General features: G+C 68.7%; 18 protein-coding genes. 11 read left to right on the top strand and 7 right to left on the bottom strand.

The features are described from left to right. The first annotated feature begins 23 nt into the window (after nucleotides 1–23). Together JUB11_RS13370 and JUB11_RS13365 are read left to right on the top strand one after the other, a co-directional pair. Nucleotides 24–1,439, top strand: a complete 1,416-nt coding sequence (locus JUB11_RS13370) for an FAD-binding oxidoreductase (protein ID WP_207459047.1) — start codon at nucleotides 24–26, stop codon at nucleotides 1,437–1,439. A 130-nt stretch (nucleotides 1,440–1,569) separates the two neighbouring features. Beyond that, the gene (locus tag JUB11_RS13365; protein WP_207459046.1) at nucleotides 1,570–2,316 is read left to right on the top strand and encodes a FadR/GntR family transcriptional regulator; all 747 of its coding nucleotides are present in this window, start codon (nucleotides 1,570–1,572) and stop codon (nucleotides 2,314–2,316) included. 18 nt (nucleotides 2,317–2,334) lie between these two features. Here JUB11_RS13365 and JUB11_RS13360 read toward each other — a convergent pair whose 3' ends face one another. Continuing rightward, on the bottom strand, nucleotides 2,335–3,075 hold the full coding sequence (locus tag JUB11_RS13360; protein ID WP_207459045.1) for a GntR family transcriptional regulator: 741 nt from the start codon (nucleotides 3,073–3,075) through the stop codon (nucleotides 2,335–2,337). 527 nt (nucleotides 3,076–3,602) lie between these two features. Here JUB11_RS13360 and JUB11_RS13355 point away from each other — a divergent pair. The 5 genes from JUB11_RS13355 to JUB11_RS13335 all read left to right on the top strand — a co-directional run bounded on the left by JUB11_RS13355 (nucleotide 3,603) and on the right by JUB11_RS13335 (nucleotide 8,814). Beyond that, nucleotides 3,603–4,640 (top strand): ABC transporter ATP-binding protein, encoded by a 1,038-nt coding sequence (locus tag JUB11_RS13355; protein ID WP_207459044.1) that lies wholly within the window; start codon nucleotides 3,603–3,605, stop codon nucleotides 4,638–4,640. Between the two features lie 64 nt (nucleotides 4,641–4,704). Beyond that, nucleotides 4,705–6,012: a PotD/PotF family extracellular solute-binding protein gene (locus tag JUB11_RS13350; protein ID WP_207459043.1), complete on the top strand. Its 1,308-nt coding sequence runs from the start codon at nucleotides 4,705–4,707 to the stop codon at nucleotides 6,010–6,012. A 290-nt stretch (nucleotides 6,013–6,302) separates the two neighbouring features. Continuing rightward, entirely contained in the window at nucleotides 6,303–7,232 is a 930-nt protein-coding gene (locus JUB11_RS13345) for an ABC transporter permease (RefSeq protein ID WP_207459042.1), read from the top strand. Between the two features lie 3 nt (nucleotides 7,233–7,235). Next, complete coding sequence (locus JUB11_RS13340) at nucleotides 7,236–8,072, top strand: ABC transporter permease (protein WP_207459041.1); 837 nt, start codon at nucleotides 7,236–7,238, stop codon at nucleotides 8,070–8,072. 4 nt (nucleotides 8,073–8,076) lie between these two features. Beyond that, on the top strand, nucleotides 8,077–8,814 hold the full coding sequence (locus JUB11_RS13335) for an aspartate/glutamate racemase family protein (protein WP_207459040.1): 738 nt from the start codon (nucleotides 8,077–8,079) through the stop codon (nucleotides 8,812–8,814). A gap of 83 nt (nucleotides 8,815–8,897) precedes the next feature. Here JUB11_RS13335 and JUB11_RS13330 read toward each other — a convergent pair whose 3' ends face one another. The 6 genes from JUB11_RS13330 to JUB11_RS13305 all read right to left on the bottom strand — a co-directional run bounded on the left by JUB11_RS13330 (nucleotide 8,898) and on the right by JUB11_RS13305 (nucleotide 15,185). Beyond that, nucleotides 8,898–9,536 (bottom strand): hypothetical protein, encoded by a 639-nt coding sequence (locus tag JUB11_RS13330; RefSeq protein WP_207459039.1) that lies wholly within the window; start codon nucleotides 9,534–9,536, stop codon nucleotides 8,898–8,900. Nucleotides 9,537–9,703: 167 nt separating this feature from the next. Continuing rightward, nucleotides 9,704–10,555, bottom strand: a complete 852-nt coding sequence (locus JUB11_RS13325) for a GNAT family N-acetyltransferase (RefSeq protein WP_207459038.1) — start codon at nucleotides 10,553–10,555, stop codon at nucleotides 9,704–9,706. A 33-nt stretch (nucleotides 10,556–10,588) separates the two neighbouring features. Beyond that, on the bottom strand, nucleotides 10,589–12,898 hold the full coding sequence (locus tag JUB11_RS13320) for an ATP-binding protein (protein WP_207459037.1): 2,310 nt from the start codon (nucleotides 12,896–12,898) through the stop codon (nucleotides 10,589–10,591). Nucleotides 12,899–13,337: 439 nt separating this feature from the next. Continuing rightward, on the bottom strand, nucleotides 13,338–14,246 hold the full coding sequence (locus JUB11_RS13315; protein ID WP_207459036.1) for a LysR family transcriptional regulator: 909 nt from the start codon (nucleotides 14,244–14,246) through the stop codon (nucleotides 13,338–13,340). 56 nt (nucleotides 14,247–14,302) lie between these two features. After that, nucleotides 14,303–14,623: a DUF2218 domain-containing protein gene (locus JUB11_RS13310; protein ID WP_207459035.1), complete on the bottom strand. Its 321-nt coding sequence runs from the start codon at nucleotides 14,621–14,623 to the stop codon at nucleotides 14,303–14,305. A 22-nt stretch (nucleotides 14,624–14,645) separates the two neighbouring features. Then, nucleotides 14,646–15,185 carry a PadR family transcriptional regulator gene (locus JUB11_RS13305; protein ID WP_207459034.1) on the bottom strand — a complete coding sequence of 180 codons (540 nt, stop codon included), beginning with the start codon at nucleotides 15,183–15,185 and terminating at the stop codon, nucleotides 14,646–14,648. Between the two features lie 253 nt (nucleotides 15,186–15,438). Here JUB11_RS13305 and JUB11_RS13300 point away from each other — a divergent pair, with 253 nt between their 5' ends. The 4 genes from JUB11_RS13300 to kdpA all read left to right on the top strand — a co-directional run bounded on the left by JUB11_RS13300 (nucleotide 15,439) and on the right by kdpA (nucleotide 18,982). Next, the gene (locus JUB11_RS13300; RefSeq protein WP_207459033.1) at nucleotides 15,439–15,852 is read left to right on the top strand and encodes a DoxX family protein; all 414 of its coding nucleotides are present in this window, start codon (nucleotides 15,439–15,441) and stop codon (nucleotides 15,850–15,852) included. A gap of 115 nt (nucleotides 15,853–15,967) precedes the next feature. After that, complete coding sequence (locus JUB11_RS13295) at nucleotides 15,968–16,969, top strand: SDR family NAD(P)-dependent oxidoreductase (protein ID WP_207459032.1); 1,002 nt, start codon at nucleotides 15,968–15,970, stop codon at nucleotides 16,967–16,969. 207 nt (nucleotides 16,970–17,176) lie between these two features. Then, nucleotides 17,177–17,266 (top strand): K(+)-transporting ATPase subunit F, encoded by a 90-nt coding sequence (kdpF, locus tag JUB11_RS13290; RefSeq protein ID WP_207459031.1) that lies wholly within the window; start codon nucleotides 17,177–17,179, stop codon nucleotides 17,264–17,266. Between the two features lie 9 nt (nucleotides 17,267–17,275). Next, nucleotides 17,276–18,982, top strand: a complete 1,707-nt coding sequence (gene kdpA / locus JUB11_RS13285) for a potassium-transporting ATPase subunit KdpA (RefSeq protein ID WP_207459030.1) — start codon at nucleotides 17,276–17,278, stop codon at nucleotides 18,980–18,982. Nucleotides 18,983–18,999: the final 17 nt, after the last annotated feature.

Here is an 18,999-nt window from a genome sequence, read left to right as displayed (position 1 = left end):
TCCTCCCGCAGGACATGGCACCGATGCTCTCCCCCGCGATTCTCGACCGCATCCTGTCCGTGGTCGGCCCCAACGGGCTGCTGACGCGGCCCGAGGACATGACCTCCTATCTGGTGGAGGAGCGCGGGCGCTTCCGGGGCAACAGCCCGGCCGTGGTCCGCCCGGCCTCGACGGAGGAAGTCGCGGCGGTCGTCGGCCTCTGCGCGGAGGCCGGCATCCCCATCGTCCCGCAGGGCGGCAACACCAGCCTCGTCGGCGGCTCGATCCCCTATGAGGAGGGGCGGGAGATCGTGCTGAGCCTGTCGCGCATGAACCGGGTGATCGACCTCGACCCCTTGAACTACGCGCTCACGCTCCAGGCGGGCGTGGTTCTGAAGGCGGCGCAGGACGCCGCGGAGGAGGCCGACCGGCTGCTGCCGATGAGCCTCGGCTCGGAGGGGAGCTGCCAGATCGGCGGGCTGATCTCCAGCAACGCCGGCGGGGTCAACGTGCTGCGCTACGGGACCATGCGCGACCTCGTTCTGGGGCTGGAGGTCGTGCTGCCCGACGGGCGCGTCTGGAACGGGCTGAAGTCCCTGCGCAAGGACAACACCGGCTACGACCTGAAGCACCTCTTCATAGGGGCGGAGGGGACGCTGGGCATCGTCACGGCCGCCGTGCTGAAGCTGTTCCCGCGCCCGCGCCAGGTCGAGACCGCCTTCGTCGCGGTGCCCGGCCCGCGCGCCGCCATCGAGCTGCTGGCCCGGCTGCGCGCGGCGTCGGGCGACGCCGTCTCCTCCTTCGAGCTGATGCCGCGCATCTGCCTGGACTTCGTGACCGCCCACATCCCCGGCACCTCCGATCCGCTGGCGGATCCGTCGCCCTGGTACGTTCTGACTGAGCTGAACTCGGGCACGGCGGACGGGACCTTGCGCGAGACGCTGGAAACCGCGCTGGCCGACGCCTTCGAGGCGGGGCTGGCGACGGACGCCGCGCTCGCCGCCTCCACGGCCCAGGCGCGCCAGTTCTGGGTTTTGCGCGAGGGCGTGTCCGACGCGCAGAAGTTCGAGGGCGTGTCGATCAAGAACGACGTGTCCGTGCCCGTGTCGCGCGTCGCCGACTTCATCGAGCGGGCGACGCGCCTCGTCACCGAGGCCTATCCGGGCCTGCGGCCGGCACCCTTCGGCCATGTCGGCGACGGCAACATCCACTTCAACTTCAGTCAGCCGCGCGGCGACGACCCGGCCCGCTGGCTCGACCGCCGGGACGATGTCTGCCATCTGGTGAGCGACGTGGTGCTGGAGTTCGGCGGTTCGATCTCCGCCGAGCACGGCATCGGCCGCATCAAGAAGGACGAGATGCCGAGGATCAAGAGTGCCGTGGAGTTCGACATGCTGCGCGGCGTGAAGGCGCTGTTCGATCCGAAGGGCATCATGAACCCCGGCAAGATGCTGCCCTGAAGAGGCGGGCGGCGGGCGGCGCAGGAAACTCTCCGCTTTGCCGAGCTCGCGAAGCCGCGTATCCCTCGGGCGGGGCCGGCGCGCCGCGCGGCGGGTCCCGGAGCTTCTCCCAGGCACGATGTGACCGACGATGACCAACCCCGTTCCGCTTCGCCCCGCTTCCCCCACGCTCACCCTGCGGCCGGGCAAGCGCGAGCGGCTGGCCGACCAGCTCTACGGCCAGATCCTGGAGCAAATCGTCTCCGGCACGCTGAACGAGGGTGACCGGCTGCCGACGGAGAAGGACCTGTCCCAGCTCTTCGGCGTCTCGCGCCCGGTCGTGCGCGAGGCGCTGATGCGGCTGCACGCGGACGGGCTGATCCTGTCGCAGCAGGGGGCGGGCACCTTCGTGCGCCGCCGTCCGCCGCGCGGGCTCGTCCAGTTCGCCGCCCCGTCGGAGATCGCCGGGCTGCTGCGCTGCTACGAGGCGCGCATCGCCATCGAATGCGAGGCGGCGGCCCTGGCCGCCCGGCGCCGCACGGACGAGCAGCTCGGCCGGCTGCGCCAGCTCTTCGAGAGCCTGCGCGCCTCGGTCGAGGCGGGGGAGATGGACGACAAGGCCGATTACGGCTTCCACCGCACCATCGCCGAGGCCAGCCACAACCACATCTTCGTCGAGCTGCTGGATGGGCTCTTCCCCATCGTCCAGGTCGCCATGCGCACCGCTCTCAGCATCACCGGCCAGGGCTCGGCCACGCGCCGCAGCACCATCGTCGAGGAGCATGAGCGCATCTACGAGGCCATCGCCGAGGGCGACCCGGAGGCCGCGCGCATGGCGATGCACCACCACATTGACCAGGTCCGCCGCCGCGTCACCGACCACCACAACCAGCCCTGAGGGGTGCGTGCGGGAGGCTCAGGCCTCCTCGGCCAGCGCCTCGGCCGCCGCGTCGCCCGCGAAGACGCGGCGCAGATCGACGGCGCCGTCGCCGAGGGTCTTGAGTTCCAGCCGCTGCTCGATCTCGTGGAGATGGTCGAGGAGCAGCCGGCGGGCGCCGTCGCCGTCGCCGCGTTCCAGCGCTTCGACGATCATGCGGTGCTCGTCGGCGGTGCAGCTCGGTGCCGCGGGCGTCTCGAAGACGGCGATGGCGAGCGAGCTTTGCCGGATCAGGGAATCCAGGATCTCGCCAAACACCGCGTGGCCGGAGACGGTGGCGAGGAGCTGGTGGAACTCGCCGGTCAGCCGGACCGTCGCCGCGCGGTCGCCCGAGGCGAGTGCCGCCGCCTCGCGGTCGAGATGGCGGCGCAGCCGCTGCGCTGCATCGGGAGCCAAGCCGCCCCCCTCGGCCGTCAGCAGCCGCACGATCTCCTCCTCGATCAGCCGGCGGGCGTGGAAGACCTCGCGCGCCTCGCGGGCCGAGGGCACCGCGACCATGGCCCCCCGGTTCCGTTCGAGCGTCACCAGCCGCGATTGCGCCAGCATCAGCAGGACCTTGCGGATGCGAGCCCGGCTGACGCCGAACAGCTCGGCAAGCTGCTCCTCCACCAGCCGCGTCCCCGGCGGCAGGCGCCGGTCGGCGATGGCGTCGGCGATGCTCCGATGGATGCGCTCCTCGGGAGCGGGCGCGCCACGCGGACGGGCGGGGGAGGGCTTCATGGGGATTCCAGAGGGAGTGGTGAAAGGGATTGTAGACAATCCGGGTGGGGAGGCGCCAGCGTTCAATGCGCGCCATGGGATTGGTGTTGCCAGCCGTCCGCTCTTCCCGAAGCGCTACGGCTCGCGTGTGCGCGTTGATCGGAAGGACAACGGCTTAGCCGTTATCTCCGCGAAAGCGGGGATCCGGGGTTCGCCCAGGCCGCACGCGGTGGGGACTTCTGGATCCCCGCTTTCGCAGGAATGACGGAAAACCGATATATTTCAATACACTGTAGAACTGCGGGTCATGAGCAGTCCACATCGCTCCCGCAAGGACAACGGGTCGCGAGGCGGTTCCTGCTGCATTTCCGCTCAAATTTCATGCAAACGGCGCTGACGCCTAAAAAACAGGCTGCACTTGCGCGAATTCGCGCCACCCACCATCCGCAGCCCCCGTGAAAAGGCCCGGAATCCCGGCTGATCCGAACTGGCATCCCCTGTGCATTGTGAACAATCGCATACCGCGCAGCACCACCGGGGAGAGGGCGATGGGCACCGGGGCCTCCGTCGAACTGATCGCAATGACCAAGAGCTACGGCCGCACCGTCGCCGTGGACCGGATCGACCTGAAGATCCCCGCCGGCGCCTATTGCTGCCTGCTTGGCCCCAGCGGCTGCGGCAAGACATCGACGCTGCGGATGATCGCCGGGCATGAGAGCATTTCCGACGGCGACCTGCTGATCGGCACCTCCCAGGTCAACGACGTGCCGCCGGCCGAGCGCGGCACGGCCATGATGTTCCAGAGCTACGCGCTGTTCCCGCATCTCGACTGTGTGGACAACGTCGCCTTCAGCCTGAAGATGCGCGGCCTTCCCAAGGCGGAGCGGCGGGAGCGAGCCCGCGCCATGCTGGCGCGCGTGCAGATGACGCCCTACGCCGACCGGTTGCCGGCGCAGCTGTCCGGCGGGCAGCAGCAGCGCGTGGCGCTGGCGCGCGCGCTGATCACCGAGCCCGGCGTGCTGCTGCTGGACGAGCCCCTGTCGGCGCTCGATCCCTTCCTGCGGGTGAAGATGCGGGCGGAGCTGAAGAAGCTCCAGACCGACCTCGGCATCACCTTCATCCATGTCACCCACGGGCAGGACGAGGCGATGGCGCTGGCCGACATCGTCGTGGTGATGAACAACGGCCGGATCGAGCAGGCCGGTTCGCCGCGGGAGGTCTTCAACCGGCCCCGCACCGCCTTCGTCGCCCGCTTCATCGGCGGGCACAACCTGCTGCCCCCGTCGCTGCTGCCGGCGGACGGGGCGGGCGGCTTCGCCGTGCGCACCGACCGCGTGGCGGTCTGGAAGGCGGAGAGCGGCATCGCCGACGGGAACGTGGCGGCGCTGGCCGACCAGACCATCGAGGCGACGGTCCAGTCGCTCGAATACCAGGGCGAGACCGTGCATCTCAGCCTCGACGTGCCGGGCACCGAGAGCTTCGTCGTGCGGGTGGACGAATCCCGCTTCTACAGCGCCCCCATCGCGGTCGGCGACCGCGTGCTGGCCGGCTGGCGCCGCCAGGACGTCCATCCGCTGACCGCATGAGTCCAGCCGCTTGGCCCGGAACACCGAACGCTTTCCAGAAATCCAGAAGAACAGGAGAGGCACAATGAGCGAGCGCACCCGCGACACCGGCCGCCACATGGGCGGAATCAGCCGCCGCGGCCTTCTGAAGGGAACGGCCGCCGTGGCCGGCGTCGCCGCCGGCAGCGGGGCCATCACCGGCTTCCCGACCATCTGGGCGCAGAACATCAAGAACGTCACGCTGCGCCAGTTCGGCACCGGCGTGTCGAACCTGAACGCCGTCGCCGACAAGGTGAAGGAAGACCTGGGCTTCACGCTCCAGATGACGGCGCTGGACTCCGACGCCGTCGCCCAGCGCGCCGTGACGCAGCCGAAGTCCTACGACATCGCGGACATCGAGTACTGGATCGGCAAGAAGATCTTCCCGGCCGGCGTGCTCCAGCCCATGGACGTGGGCAAGATCAAGTATTACGACAAGATCATCCCGATCTTCACCACCGGCAAGCTGACGCCGGATTCCGTCATCGCCCAGGGCACCGCACCCCACACCGTGACCTTCGTGGAAGGCAAGGACTCCACGAAGTTCGCCAAGGCGCCGACCCAGTGGATGACGCTGATCCCGACCATCTACAACGCCGACACGCTGGGCATCCGCCCCGACCTGGTCGGCCGCCCGATCACCAGCTGGAAGGACCTCGTCGATCCGGCCTTCAAGGGCAAGGCGTCGATCCTGAACATCCCGTCCATCGGCATCATGGACGCCGCCATGGTCTGCGAGGCGCTGGGCCTCGTGACGTACGGCGACAAGGGCAACATGACGAAGGCGGAGATCGACAAGACCATCGCCTTCCTGATCGAGCAGAAGAAGGCCGGCCAGTTCCGCGCCTTCTGGAAGACCTTCGACGAGAGCGTCAACCTGATGTCCTCGGGCGAGGTGGTGATCCAGTCCATGTGGTCGCCGGCCGTCGCCGCCGTGCGCGCCAAGGGCATCCAGTGCGTCTACCAGCCGCTCAAGGAGGGCTACCGCGCCTGGGGCGGCGGCCTCGGCATCGCCAAGCACCTGAGCGGGCTGGAACTGGAAGCGGCCTACGAATACATCAACTGGTACCTGTCCGGCTGGGTCGGCGCCTACCTGAACCGCCAGGGCTATTACAGCGCCGTGCTCGACACCGCCAAGGAGCACATGTCGGCCGAGGAATGGGGCTTCTGGATGGAGGGCAAGCCCGCCGCCAAGGACATCCTGAGCCCCGAGGGCAAGGTGATGGAAAAGGCCGGCGCCGTGCGCGACGGCGGCTCCTTCCAGGACCGCATGGGCAAGGTCGCCTGCTGGAACGCGGTCATGGACGAGGACCGCTACATGATCCGCAAGTGGAACGAGTTCATCGCCGCCTGACGACGAAGGCCGGCGCGCCCGCCCTCCGCCGGTTCGGCCATTGTGCATGTCGCAAAGCGGCAGTTGAAGGAAACACAGCCACTCAGCCGTCACCCCCGCGAAAGCGGGGGTCCAGGACCGTTCCATAAGGTCCGTTTTGCGGACTTCTGGATCCCCGCTTTCGCGGGGATGACGGTGAAGTGGTTGTGTCTCCCATCAACTTGTCGCGAAGCGACGTGGATGAACGCCGGAGTGATCCGTCGGTGGGGTGGGCGCCCGCTTTGCAGAATTCAACACCAGGAGACTCCGCCATGACGGTGTCCGCACCCCCAACCGCTTCCGGCACCGGCGCGCGCCCGGCGCGGGCCGCCTCACGCGACCGGCGGGCATGGTCCTTGCGCGGCTGGCTGCCCTACCTCCAGGCGCTGCCGCTGGCGCTGGTGCTGCTCGTGTTTCTGGTGGTGCCGATCGCCACCATCGCGGTCGTCAGCTTCTGGGATTACGACAGCATCCGGATCATCCCGGACTTCGTGCTGACCAACTACGAGTGGCTGCTGACCTCGGCCGTCACCTGGCAGATCTACCTGAACACGCTGAAGTTCGCGGCGTTGGCCTGGGTCTTCACCTTCGCCATCGGCTTCACGGTGGCCTGGTTCCTGGCCTTCCACGTGCGCAGCGTGACCTGGCAGATGGTGCTGTTCCTGGTCTGCACCATTCCCTTCTGGACCTCCAACATCATCCGCATGATCAGCTGGGTGCCCTTCCTGGGGCGCAACGGCATCCTGAACTCCGCGCTGATCGGGGCCGGCGTCATCGACCAGCCCCTGGAGTTCCTGCTCTTCTCCGACTTCGCGGTGGTGCTGGCCTACGTCCATCTCTACACGCTGTTCATGGTCGTGCCGATCTTCAATTCCATGGCGCGCATCGACCGCTCCCTGATCGAGGCGGCGCGCGACGCCGGCGCCACGGGGTGGCAGATCCTGTGGAACGTCGTGCTGCCCCTGTCCAAGCCGGGCATCGCCATCGGCTCGATCTTCGTGGTCACGCTGGTGATGGGCGACTTCATCACCGTGCGGCTGATGAGCGGCGGGCAGAGCGCTTCCATCGGCACGATGATCGCCAACGACATCGCCCTGCTGCAATACCCGGCGGCGGCGGCCAACGCGGTCGTGCTGCTGCTGGTCGTGCTGCTGATGGTGGCGACCATGCTGCGCCTGATCGACATCCGGAAGGAGCTTTGAGCCATGCGCGACACCGGCCGGCGCGGCCTGTCCTTCTATCTGCTGGCGGCCTTCTTCGGGCTGTTCGTGCTGTTCCTCTACGGCCCGACCGTGACCATCACCATCCTGTCCTTCCAGGGTCCGGAAGGCGGGCTGACCTTCCCGATGCGCGGCTGGTCCACGCACTGGTTCCACAACCTGTTCCAGCAGCAGGCGGTCGGCGACTTCGGCGGCTCCTTTCAACGGTCGCTGCTGCTCGGCCTGATCGTCATGGCGCTGACGGTGCTGATCGCGCTGACGGCGGGCTTCGCCTTCCGGCGGCGCTTCCGCGGCTCGGGCGCGCTGTTCTACCTGACGGTGGCGAGCCTGATCGTGCCGTCGGTGCTGGTCAGCCTCGGCATCGGGCTGCTGTTCCAGATCCTCGGGCTGGAGCCGAACTGGTGGAGTTCGGCGCTGGGCGCGCATCTGACCTGGACCTTGCCCTTCGGGCTTCTGATCGTCTTCGCCATCTTCAACCGCTTCAACCCGGCCTACGAGGAGGCGGCGCGCGACCTGGGCGCCACCCCCTGGCAGACGGTCTGGCACGTGGTGCTGCCGATCATTCTGCCGAGCATCATCGGCGTGGCGCTGTTCGGCTTCACCCTGTCCTACGACGAGTTCGCCCGCACGCTGATGACGGCGGGATCCTTCAACACGCTGCCGCTCGAGATCTACGGCATGACCACCAACGTCACGACGCCCGTGCTCTACGCGCTGGGCACGCTCACCACCATCTTCTCATTCCTGGTGATCGGGCTGTGCCTGGCCGGCTTCATCGCCGTGCAGCGCCGCCGCGCGCGCCGCGTCGCCTCGGGGGTGTGAGTCCATGCGGATCCTGGTCCTGAACCCCAACACCACCGCCTCCATGACCGCGAAGATCAGCGCCGCCGCGCGCTCGGTCGCCGGGGCCGGCACGGAGATCCTGGCCGCCAACCCGGCCATGGGCCCGGCCTCCATCGAGGGCTATTACGATGAGGCCCTGTGCCTGCCCGGCCTGCTGGAGGAGGTCATCCGCCACGAGCGGGAGGGCATCGACGGCACGGTGATCGCCTGCTTCGACGACACCGGCCTGGACGCCGCCCGCACGGTCGCCACCGGCCCGGTGATCGGCATCTGCGAGGCCGCCCTGCACACGGCCTCGCTGCTCGGCGCCCGCATCTCCGTCGTGACGACCCTGTCGCGCTCGGTCCCCGCCATCGAGCATCTGGCCCGGCGTTACGGCGTTGCCGACCGCTGCCGCGTGCGCGCCGCCGAGGTGCCGGTGCTGGCGCTGGAGGACGCGGGATCGAGCGCCGCCGACCGCGTCCGCTCCGAGATTGCGGACGCCGTCGCCCATGACGGGGCGGAGGTGGTGGTGCTGGGCTGCGCCGGCATGACCGACCTGACCCAGCGCTTCAGCCGCGAATTCGGCCTGCCGGTGATCGACGGCGTGGCCGCCGCCGTGAAGCTGGTGGAATCGCTGGTCACACTCGGCCTGCGCACCAGCAAGGTCGGCGGCTACGCGCCTCCGCTGCCGAAGGCCTATGCGGGGGAGTTGGCGCGGTTCGCGCCGAAGGGAGGGTGACGCGCTCTTGCTGATAAAGATTATAAGAATGCCAGATATTAAGTATATTTTGGTAATTATCCTACTGCTTGATACGTGTTTTTTTACTTCTGTTCTGGAGATGTACTGTTCAACGATAATAGCTCTATTTCTGTATCATCGGTATGCATTTCATTACGTAGAAGATGTTGCCCTTCATCTTTCTGATGGCTGGAGTGCTCCAATTCGTGAGGTGAAGAAGTAGAATTCTCTTCAATCTGGGCCACAAAGTGCTTGGATATAGTCATATCGTCTCTGCGGAACGCAGTAAGAGGATTTGATGGTAGTGATAACAAATTTATATGCTTGCGAATGCATCCTTCTAAGTCAATGTTGATGATATAGCCGTTTTCATAGGATAGTTCAATTTCATGTACGGCAATATGGCTGGATGGGTTTGCATGATCGTACCAATCAATAAATTGAACGCGAGATAATCCTACGTCTTTCAAGAAAGATACTATTTCGCCTACGTTGTTTTCCGATAAATTAACATAGCTTTTCTGGCTATGATCGATGATTTCGGCTAGGTAAATACGGCCATCCTCTTCGAAGCCGCAGGCTACGTAGCAGCCATTTGGATCCGGTTCGTCGAGCATGTCCTCTATATGTGTAAGGCTTGTGGCTTCTAGAAGCTGCGCAAATGGCAGGCTACGCGTTGCTGGTAGCGATGCGATGCCTTTAAGAAACGTTCTGCGTTGCATTGATATTTCCTGTGAAAAATACTTTTAACTGCGCTATAAAACAAAGTATCTTAAAGTACTTACGGTATGCCGGGGAACTTCATGGTGTCTCCTTATGAAAAAAAAGCAATAATTTAGAATACCTTGTTTCTCGAAATTTCCGTTAGAGCTAGGTCATTGTTTCGATTTCACCCCAACTCGAACGTCGTGATCCCGAACACTCGGTCGGCCGCCACCGGCCGCACCGGGCCTGTGTACATGCGGGCGGTCTCAAAAGCGGGGGCGAGGCCACGGCTCTCCGCAAGGCTGACGGCGCCGCCGTTCGGCTCCGGTACGTCCAGGAAGACCAGCCCGCCGCCCGCGGCGGCAAGCAGCGCGTCGAACAGCGCCTCCGCGCCCGCCCGGTCGTCGGCGAAGAGCGGGCCGACCTTGTGGCCCTCGCGGCAGAGGCGGATCACGCCGAAGCCGGCCAGGCGGCCGTCGCGGAGCAGGGCGCGGGCGTGGTGGCTGGGGGCCGAGACCCAGCCGTGCAGGAAGGTTGCGCGGTCCGCCGGGAAGCAGGCCGCGTCATAGGCGAGCACGCTTTCGAACGCCACCTCGCCGAACGCCACGATGCCCGGTGCCTCCGAAGCGGTTGGGGCGGCTACCGTCCCCGCGTAGCGGACGTTCCGGTGGGCGAGGGCGAAGCCGGAGCGGCGGTAGTTGTCCTGCTGGGCCACCACCCCGTCCAGCCCGACGGGCCGCGTCCCGGCATGGGCCAGCCCGGCGCGCCAGGTCGCCATGCCGAATCCCTTCCCGCGCCAGCCCTCCCGCACGATGTAGAGGCCGAGGAAGGACAGGGCGTCGCCGTAATTCACGACCGACACCGCCGAGACGGGCACCCCGTCTTCGACGCCGACGAAGAAGCCCTCCGGGTCCTGGGCGCGGAAGAGGGCGGCGTCGGACAGGCCGGGGTTCCAGCCTTCGGACGCCGCCCATTCGACGATGGCGCCCACCTCATCGGCGGTCGCGACGCGCACCGAGAAACCGTTTCCGCTCATCGCGCTCTCCATCCTCATCAGAGCTGAACCGCCTCACGCCGGCAGGGCGCGCTCGCCCGGCGCCGGGGCGTCCTCGCGGGGAAGGAGCCGCGCCAGGGTCCGGGAGAGTTCACTCGCACGGAAGGGCTTGTCCAGCCTTGCGTCGAAGGGACCGTTTCCGGCCTCGTCCCGGCGGTCCACGTAGCCGGTCATCAGCACGATGGGCAGGGCGGGGGCCAGGGCGCGGATGCGCCGCGCGGCCTCGGTCCCCGTCAGGCCGGGCATGGCGTGGTCGATCAGGACGAGGTCGAAGCGCCGGGGCTCCCGCTCCACCGCCTCCACGCCCGCCTGGCTGCTCGCCAACGCCGTCACCCGGCACTGCGCGTCCTGGAGCATGCCGGACACGGCGCCGAGCACGTCCGCGTCGTCGTCCACGACCAGCACCGACCGGCCGCGCAGCGCGTCGGGCGGAACGGGGGCTGCCTCGGGCGCCGCGCCTGCGATGGCGTCGGAGGCAGCGCGGGGCAGGTAGACCAGCACGCGCGTGCCTTCCGCCACCCGGCTTTCGATACGCACGCCGCCGCCGAGCTGCTTGACGATGCCCAGCACCTGCGGCAGCCCCAGCCCCGATCCCTTGCCGATCTCCTTCGTCGTGAAGAAGGGCTCGAAGACGCGGTCCAGCGTTTCCGGCGCCATGCCCGTTCCGGTATCGGACACCGCGATCACCACATGCTCGCCGGCTGGCGGCGCTTCCGGCCCGTCTGGCTCGCCCATCGTCACGTTGGCCGTCTCGATGGTCAGGGTGCCGCCCTCGGGCATGGCGTCGCGCGCGTTGAGCGCCAGGTTGAGCACGACCAGCTCGAGCTGCGTGGCGTCGGCCATGGCCGGCCACAGGGCAGCACCCGGCCTGGTTTCGATCCGGATCAGCGCCGACAAGGTGTGGCGCAGCAGGGCGACGATGCCCTCGACCGAGCCGTTGACGTCCACCGGCCGCGGATCGAGGAACTGGCGCCGGGAGAAGGCGAGGAGCTGGGCCGTCAGCTTCGCCCCGCGTTCCGCCGCCTTCGTGGCGTTCTCGATCAGCTTCGACACGCGCTCGTCGCGCCGGTCGCCGAGCCGCCGGTCGAGCATCTCCAGGCTGCCCGTCACCCCCATAAGCAGGTTGTTGAAGTCGTGCGCCAGCCCGCCGGTGAGCTGGCCGACGGCCTCCAGCCGCTGCGCGCGCGACAGGCGGGCCTCGGCCCGGCGCCGCTCCTCGATCTCGCCGAGCAGGCGGGCGTTGGCGGCGGCCAGCTCCTCCGTCCGGGCGGCGACGCGCTCTTCCAGCGTCTCGTTGAGGCGCCGCAGCGCGCCCTCGGCCCGGTCCCGTTCGGCCTCCCGCTCGGCGAGCGCGGCTGCGGCCCGGGTGATCGCCGCGCACACCACCCGGGTTTCCTGGAATCCGCCCGCCGCCCTGCTGGGAGGGCGCCCCTCGCCGAGCGCCGCCGCGTTGAGCGCTAGCGACTCCACCGGCCGCGCGATGGAGCGGGCGACGGCGGCGGCCAGCAGCGCGCCGGCCGCCAGCAGCGCCCCGCCGATGACAAGCAGCTGGAGCGCCGACAGCCGGGCGGTGTGGGTGATCTCGTCGCGTGGAACCGCGACAAGAAAATTCCAGCCGGAGGAGGGGGAAGGGCTGAGCGCCACCACCGAGGCCACCCCTTCCAGGGATGTGTCCTCGAACACGCCGTTCTGCTTGCCCTCGCGGATCCGCCGGATCACCTCCGGCGTGCCCTGCCAGCCGACGAGCCGTTCGCCGTCGCGGTTGCGCGCCACGATCGTCCCGTTCCGGTCGAGGATGGTGCCGATCCAGCGGGCCGGCAGGCCCTGCTCCGCGATCAGGCGGTTGAAGGCCGCGGGCCGGGTGATGATGCTCAGCTGATAGGTCGTTCCGCCCTTGGAGACGAGCAGGGAGCTGGCGAAGGCGGGACCCGCGACGATCCCCTTGAACAGGTTGGTGATGTCCACCCGATCCGTGCTCGACTGTTTCCAATGGCTCTGGTTCGGTACATCGGGCAGGGGCGCTCCGGCGGGAAGCAGGGTGTTCACGAGCTGTCTGCCGGGCCCTTCCAGCACGAACCAGCTGTCCGGCAGGCGCAGGGTGCGGCGGGCCTGCTCGTCGAGGGCGGCGAAATCCTTGGCATCCAGATGGGGGCTCGCCGCCAGCGCCCAAAGCGCCGTCTCGGCCTGTCCGAACTGCCGGTCCACGACCAGCGACAGTGCCCGCGCGGTCTCGGCGAGATGCATCTCTACCACGCCGCGGTCGCGCTGATAGGCCGAATAGAGCATGTAGGCCGTCCCCAGCAGGAACGGGACCAGCAGCGACACGACAAGAAACAGGAGCCTCGACCGAAGCGACGGGGCCGAAGGGCGGCCGGGCTTGGAAAAGCCGGGTAAGCTCAAGATTGCGGCCCCTGGGGCAGGATGGGCATGGTCGGGCCAAGCTTTAGCACGAAAGCCCGCCGCGGCGAGCCCTGGCGTTTCCGCGTAAGACCCCCATGGCCACCCCTCCGGACGATCGGTCGAGAGCGCGAGGGGCGATGGCGGACAAGGCCCGGTGCGGACGGCCCTGGCTCGACCCTCCGGCACCGGGCGGCTCCTGGCATGGATGAGGGCCGCCCGCACAATGGGGGTGTGAGGGCGGCCCTCGAGCGGCGGCGCTCCGATGAGCTGAGGCGGAACGTCAACCACCGGCCGGCAGGATACAGCCGCCCGCCCCGCCGGGCAGCCTGTCAGGCATCACAGGGGACCCGGTGCAGGCCGCGTGTCACCGCTCCACATGGCCTTCCAGCCCGGTTGCCAATGCGTCGAAGACGGCGCGGCAGCGCGGCGCGGTCTTCAAATTCTCGTGCATGGCGAGCCATGTCCCGAGCGGCAGGGCGACTTCGGGCAGCAGCCGTACGAGGTCCGGGTCGCGCTCCGCGAGGCGGACCTGGCAGACCCCGATGCCGAAGCCCGCGCGGATGGCGGCGAGCTGGGCGAGGTCGCTGTCGGCCCGCAGCGCGAAGCGGCTCCGCTCGAACAGCGACGGCGGCACCTTCGCGCGCAGGGCGCGGATGGCCGGAGTCTCCCGGTCGAAGCCGATCAGGCTGTGCCCGGCCAAGTCCTCGATCCGCTCCGGCCGGCCCTGCCGGTCGAGATAGCGGCGGTGGGCGTGCAGCCCGAGCGTGACGGTGCCGAGCCGCCGCACCAGCAGGGCGTCCTGCACCGGCTCCACCATGCGCACCGCGATGTCGGCGTCCCGCCGCAGCAGATCCTCCACCGCGTTGGACAGGGCGAGTTCGATGGACAGCGCCGGATGGCGTTCGCGCAAGGCCGCGAGGATCGGCGGCAGGACCTCGACGCCGATCACCTCGCTTGCGGTCACCCGCACGGTCCCCTTCACGGCGGCACCCTGGCCGGCGCCATGGCCGCCCGCCGCCCGCAACAGCGCGGCGGCGGTGGAGGACAAAGCCTCGGCATAGGGCCGCAGTTCCAGGGCCGCCTCGGTCGGGGCGAGGCCGTGCTGGGAGCGGGTGAAGAGCGGGAAGCCGACCGACTGCTCCAGCGCGTCGATGTGCCGCCCGATGGTCGGCTGCGCCACCCCCAGCGCCCGCGCGGCGCCGGACAGCGATCCCTCCTCCAGCACGGCGAGGAAGGTGCGGTACAGGTCCCAGCTCGGCTCGCGGTCGGTCATGCGTTCCAGTATAGGGGCCGTGCCGCGCTCATCAATTGCGTTCAGCCGTGGACGGGCTACTCGTCGCGCCAGTCGAAGGCCAACGGCGCCTCGCGGAAGGCGAAGCGGTCGAGATGGCGCACCACGGCGTCCTTGAGCCCCGCGAGCTGCCCCTCGGCGCTCGTCTCCAGCCGGCATTCGAGCGCGTCTTCATGCGCCCTCATGCTCAGCCTGGCGTCGCCGGGCCAGTCGGCGCCGCGCGCGTCGCGCGGGAAGGTCACGGTGCCCGCCTCCTCCGTGAAATCGACGGCGAGGTTGTGGCTCCAATGTTTGCAGAGCTGCTGCAGATAGCGGCTGCCGTTGGTCGTCGGCACGCGTGCGGTGCTGTTCAAGGCCATTCCAGTGTCCTTTCCGGTGGGTTCAGGGCAGCCGCTCGATCCGCTGCGCCGCCTCGTCGAGGATCGCGGCGGCGGCGTGCTGCGTGTCGGCGTCCACGCCCTCGCGGTCGAGGCGGTGCATCAGCACCGCGCGGAGGTTGTCCATCGCGCGGCGGATCGGCGCGCCGTCGGTGCGCTCGCGCCGGGAGGCGAGCTTGGCGAGGCGGGCGAACAGCGCCTCCACCATCTCCGCCTCGGCCGCGAGATGGGCGCGCCCGTCCTCGGTGGCGGCGTAGGCCTTGCGCGGGCCGTCGGCGCCCAGCTTCTCGATGTGGCCCATCTCTTCCAGCATCGTCAGCGTCGGGTAGATGACGCCGGGGCTCGGCACGTAGCCGCCGCCCGTCAGCTCTTCCACGGCGCGGATCAGGTCGTAGCCGTGGCGCGGCTGGTCGGCGATCAGCCGGAGCAGCACCAGCCGGAGTTCGGTCGCCTCGAAGACGCGCCGTCGTCCGCCGCGCCCCTCGCCGGGTCCGGGCTGATGCAGGCGCGGCTTGCAGCCGTGGTGGTGCGGAAAGCCTCGCATGTCCAGGGCTCCTCATTGAGATATGATTACGATATATCGTGATGCAGCGTGACGCAAGAGCCGGAGCTTCGCGGCGCCCTGCGGACGCCTCCCCCCAAGCCCGGTCGGCGCGGATGAAGACACATTGCGGTGAACCGTCCCGGTGAGGATTGCCCGCATGGCCTTCGATCCGGCATGGTCCGCATGGCGGGCGAGGGCGACGGACCCGGCCGGCCAATCGTCGGGACTCACCTCACAGGAAATGATAAGACCAATGCCGCCCACCACGACTCTCGACCGCTACACGCCCTATGCCCTGGCAGCACTCCGGATCGTTGCCGCGCTGATCTTCATGGAGCACGGAACCCAGAAGCTGTTCGGCTTCCCGGCCCCGCCCGCCAACGGCCAGCCTCCTATCCTGTCCCTGCTCGGGATCGGGGCCATCATGGAGCTGGTCGGCGGGCTGCTGATCCTGGTCGGCGCCTTCACCCGGCCCGTTGCCTTCCTGCTCGCCGGCGAGATGGCCGTGGCCTATTGGATGTTCCACGCGCCGCGCAGCTTCTACCCGGTGCTGAACGGCGGCGACGCGGCGATCCTCTACTGCTTCGTCTTCCTGCTGCTCGTCTTCACCGGGCCGGGCGCCTGGAGCGTGGACGGCAGCCGCAACCGGGCCGACCGGTCCTTCTGACCAGCCGGCGCGAGCGGCCATACGTTTCCGTATGGACACCGCACGGCTTTCGCCAATTCCGTTGATCGGACGGTCGGGCGCATTCTTCCCCTGAACAAGGAAGGGAGAATGCGTCATGACAACGCAACGAACGGCGCTCGTCCTCGGCGCCACCGGCGGGATCGGCGGTGCGGTCGCACGGCGGCTGGCGTCCGGTGGCTGGGCGGTGCGCGCCCTGCACCGCGATCCGGCGAAGGCCTCGGCGGGGCATGATGCGGCCGAACAGGATGCCGGGGCGGGTTTCACCTGGATCAAGGGCGACGCCATGCGGGCCGGCGACGTCGTCGCTGCCGCCGCCGGGGCCTCCCTCATCGTCCATGCGGTGAACCCGCCGGGATACCGGAACTGGGGCACGCTGGTGCTGCCGATGCTGGAGAGCAGCATCGCGGCGGCGAAGGCATCCGGGGCGCGCATCCTGCTGCCCGGCACGGTCTACAATTACGGTCCCGACGCCTTTCCCGCCCCGGACGAGGAGGCGCCGCAGAACCCGCTCACCCGCAAGGGCGCCATCCGGGTCGAGATGGAGCGCCGGCTGCGGGAGGCCGCCGGGGCGGGCGTCAGAACCCTCATCGTCCGCGCCGGCGATTTCTTCGGGCCGGGAGCGGCGAACAGCTGGTTCTCGCAAGGGCTGGTCAAGCCGGGCCGGCGCTTGCGCTCCGTCACCCGTCCGGGGGCTGCGGGCGTCGGGCACCAGTGGGCCTATCTGCCGGACGTGGCGGAGACGATGGTCCGCCTGCTGGAGCGGGAGGACGCGCTCGCCCCCTTCGCGCGCTTCCACATGGACGGCCATTGGGACCCCGACGGCACCCGCATGATCGAGGCCATCCGCCGCGCCGCCGGAGATCCCGACTTGGCGGTCCGGGCCTTCCCCTGGTGGCTGCTGGCGCTCGCCTCGCCGGCCGTGCCGCTGTTCCGGGAACTCCGCGAGATGCGCTACCTGTGGCGCACCCCGGTCCGCATGAGCAACGCGCGGCTTCTCGCCCTGCTCGGCGAGGAACCCCGCACGCCGCTGGACGAGGCCGTCCGGGCCACGCTGGCGGGCCTGGGCTGCCTGCCGGCGGCCCCCGCCGGCGCCTGAAGTCGGCGTTCCTTCTTTACGCCGCCTTTATGCGGCGGGGCGGAAATCCGCATCGACCCTTTACGGGCTTCCGAACACATGATGCACCGCACACACTGCGGGAGCATCCCATGCCCGACCTTCTTTTCCTCGGCGGCGTCGCCGCCTTCTTCGGCCTGGGCGCGCTGCTGGTGCGCGCCTTCGACCGGCTGTGACGGGCGGCGCGCCATGAGCTTCGATCTCGTCCTCGGCGGGCTGGTCGCCCTGGCCTTGCTGGGCTACCTGACCTACGCCCTGATCCGGCCCGAGCGGTTCTAGGAGGCATCCATGGACCATCAAGGCCTTCTCCAGATCCTCCTTTACGTCGCGGTCATCGTCGCGATCACGCCGCTGCTGGGCGGCTACATGGCGCGCGTCTTCACGGGCGAGCGGGTGGGCTTGAGCCCGCTGCTCGGCCCGGTGGAGCGCGCCGTCTACCGGCTCTGCGGCGTCCGTCCGGACCAGGAACAGCATTGGACCGCCTACGCGCTGTCGGTGCTGGCATTCAGCCTCGTGGGTGTGGTGATGCTGTATGCGCTGTTGCGCACCCAGCAGTGGCTGCCGCTGAATCCGGCGGGCATGCCGGCGATGGCGCCGGACCTCGCCTTCAACACGGCGGTCAGCTTCGTCACCAACACGAACTGGCAGGCCTATGCGGGCGAGAGCACGCTCGGGCCGCTGGCCCAGATGGCCGGGCTCTCGCTCCAGAACTTCATGTCGGCGGCGGCGGGCATCGCGGTGGCCGTGGCGCTGGTCCGCGGATTCACGCGGCGTTCGACGCGCACGCTCGGCAACTTCTACGTCGACGTCACGCGCGCCACCCTCTACCTGCTGCTGCCGCTCTGCGTCGCGGGCGCGTTGCTGCTGGTGTGGCAGGGCGTGCCGCAGACGCTGAACGCCCAGACTGCCGCAACGACGGTGGAGGGTGCCTCCCAGACCATCGCGCTCGGCCCCGTGGCCTCGCAGATGATGATCAAGCATCTGGGCACCAACGGCGGCGGCTTCTTCGGCCAGAACGCGGCACACCCCTTCGAGGGGCCGACGCCGCTCGCCAACCTGATCCACATGGTGGCGATCTTCGCCATCGGCGCCGCACTGACCAACATGTTCGGCCGCATGGCCGGCGACGTCCGGCAGGGCTGGGCGCTGCTGGCCGCCATGGCCCTCCTGTTCCTGGCGGGCTTGGCGGTGGCCCTGTGGGCGGAATCGCAGGGCAACCCGGCGCTGGCGGCGCTCGGCCTCGGGCAGCCGGTGAACCTGGAGGGCAAGGAGGTCCGCTTCGGCATCGCCGCTTCCACACTGTTCGCGGTGATCACCACGGCGGCCTCCTGCGGTGCGGTGAACGCGATGCACGACAGCCTCATGCCGCTCGCCGGCATGGTGCCGCTGGTCAACATGATGCTGGGCGAGATCATCGTCGGCGGCGTCGGGGCCGGCCTCTACGGCATCCTGCTCTATGTCGTGCTGGCGGTCTTCATCGCCGGGCTGATGGTCGGGCGGACGCCGGAATATCTCGGCAAGAAGATCGAGGCGCGGGAGGTGACGCTGGCCGTCCTCGCCATCCTGGCGCTGGCCTTCGGCATCCTCGGGCTCGGCGCGCTCGCCACCGTCCTGCCGGCCGGCACGGCCTCCGTGCAGGATGGCGGGCCGCACGGCCTGTCGGAGATCCTCTACGCCTACACATCGGCCGCCGCCAACAACGGTTCCGCCTTCGCGGGCTTCTCGGCCAACACGGCCTATCAGAACGTCATGCTGGGGATCGGCATGCTGGCCGGCCGCTTCCTGGTCATCCTGCCGGTGCTCGCCATCGCCGGGTCGCTCGCCGCAAAGAAGGCCGTGCCGGCCTCGGCCGGGACCTTCCCGACCCATGGTGGCCTGTTCGTCGGGCTTCTGGCCGGGATCATCCTGGTCGTCGGCGGCCTGACCTTCTTCCCCACGCTCGCCCTGGGCCCGATCGCGGAGCATCTGCTGCTCGGCGCCGGCGTCCGCTTCTGACCCTGACCGGTCGAGGG

The sequence above is a fragment of the Azospirillum sp. SYSU D00513 genome (genome assembly GCF_017356015.1).
In the GTDB taxonomy this organism is placed as follows: Bacteria; Pseudomonadota; Alphaproteobacteria; order Azospirillales; family Azospirillaceae; genus Azospirillum.
The sequence above is the reverse complement of the archived record's forward strand: the minus strand, read 5'-3'. Positions and strand labels throughout refer to the sequence as shown.

Bases quoted from the DNA above. Each gene is read 5' to 3' on its own strand.
- JUB11_RS13370 (WP_207459047.1), top strand. From the start codon at position 24: ATGCTCTCCCCCGCGATTCTCGACCGCATCCTGTCCGTGGTCGGCCCC.
- JUB11_RS13365 (WP_207459046.1), top strand. From the start codon at position 1,570: ATGACCAACCCCGTTCCGCTTCGCCCCGCTTCCCCCACGCTCACCCTG.
- JUB11_RS13360 (WP_207459045.1), bottom strand. From the start codon at position 3,075: ATGAAGCCCTCCCCCGCCCGTCCGCGTGGCGCGCCCGCTCCCGAGGAG.
- JUB11_RS13355 (WP_207459044.1), top strand. From the start codon at position 3,603: ATGGGCACCGGGGCCTCCGTCGAACTGATCGCAATGACCAAGAGCTAC.
- JUB11_RS13350 (WP_207459043.1), top strand. From the start codon at position 4,705: ATGAGCGAGCGCACCCGCGACACCGGCCGCCACATGGGCGGAATCAGC.
- JUB11_RS13345 (WP_207459042.1), top strand. From the start codon at position 6,303: ATGACGGTGTCCGCACCCCCAACCGCTTCCGGCACCGGCGCGCGCCCG.
- JUB11_RS13340 (WP_207459041.1), top strand. From the start codon at position 7,236: ATGCGCGACACCGGCCGGCGCGGCCTGTCCTTCTATCTGCTGGCGGCC.
- JUB11_RS13335 (WP_207459040.1), top strand. From the start codon at position 8,077: ATGCGGATCCTGGTCCTGAACCCCAACACCACCGCCTCCATGACCGCG.
- JUB11_RS13330 (WP_207459039.1), bottom strand. From the start codon at position 9,536: ATGCAACGCAGAACGTTTCTTAAAGGCATCGCATCGCTACCAGCAACG.
- JUB11_RS13325 (WP_207459038.1), bottom strand. From the start codon at position 10,555: ATGAGCGGAAACGGTTTCTCGGTGCGCGTCGCGACCGCCGATGAGGTG.
- JUB11_RS13315 (WP_207459036.1), bottom strand. From the start codon at position 14,246: ATGACCGACCGCGAGCCGAGCTGGGACCTGTACCGCACCTTCCTCGCC.
- JUB11_RS13310 (WP_207459035.1), bottom strand. From the start codon at position 14,623: ATGGCCTTGAACAGCACCGCACGCGTGCCGACGACCAACGGCAGCCGC.
- JUB11_RS13305 (WP_207459034.1), bottom strand. From the start codon at position 15,185: ATGCGAGGCTTTCCGCACCACCACGGCTGCAAGCCGCGCCTGCATCAG.
- JUB11_RS13300 (WP_207459033.1), top strand. From the start codon at position 15,439: ATGCCGCCCACCACGACTCTCGACCGCTACACGCCCTATGCCCTGGCA.
- JUB11_RS13295 (WP_207459032.1), top strand. From the start codon at position 15,968: ATGACAACGCAACGAACGGCGCTCGTCCTCGGCGCCACCGGCGGGATC.
- kdpF (WP_207459031.1), top strand. From the start codon at position 17,177: ATGAGCTTCGATCTCGTCCTCGGCGGGCTGGTCGCCCTGGCCTTGCTG.
- kdpA (WP_207459030.1), top strand. From the start codon at position 17,276: ATGGACCATCAAGGCCTTCTCCAGATCCTCCTTTACGTCGCGGTCATC.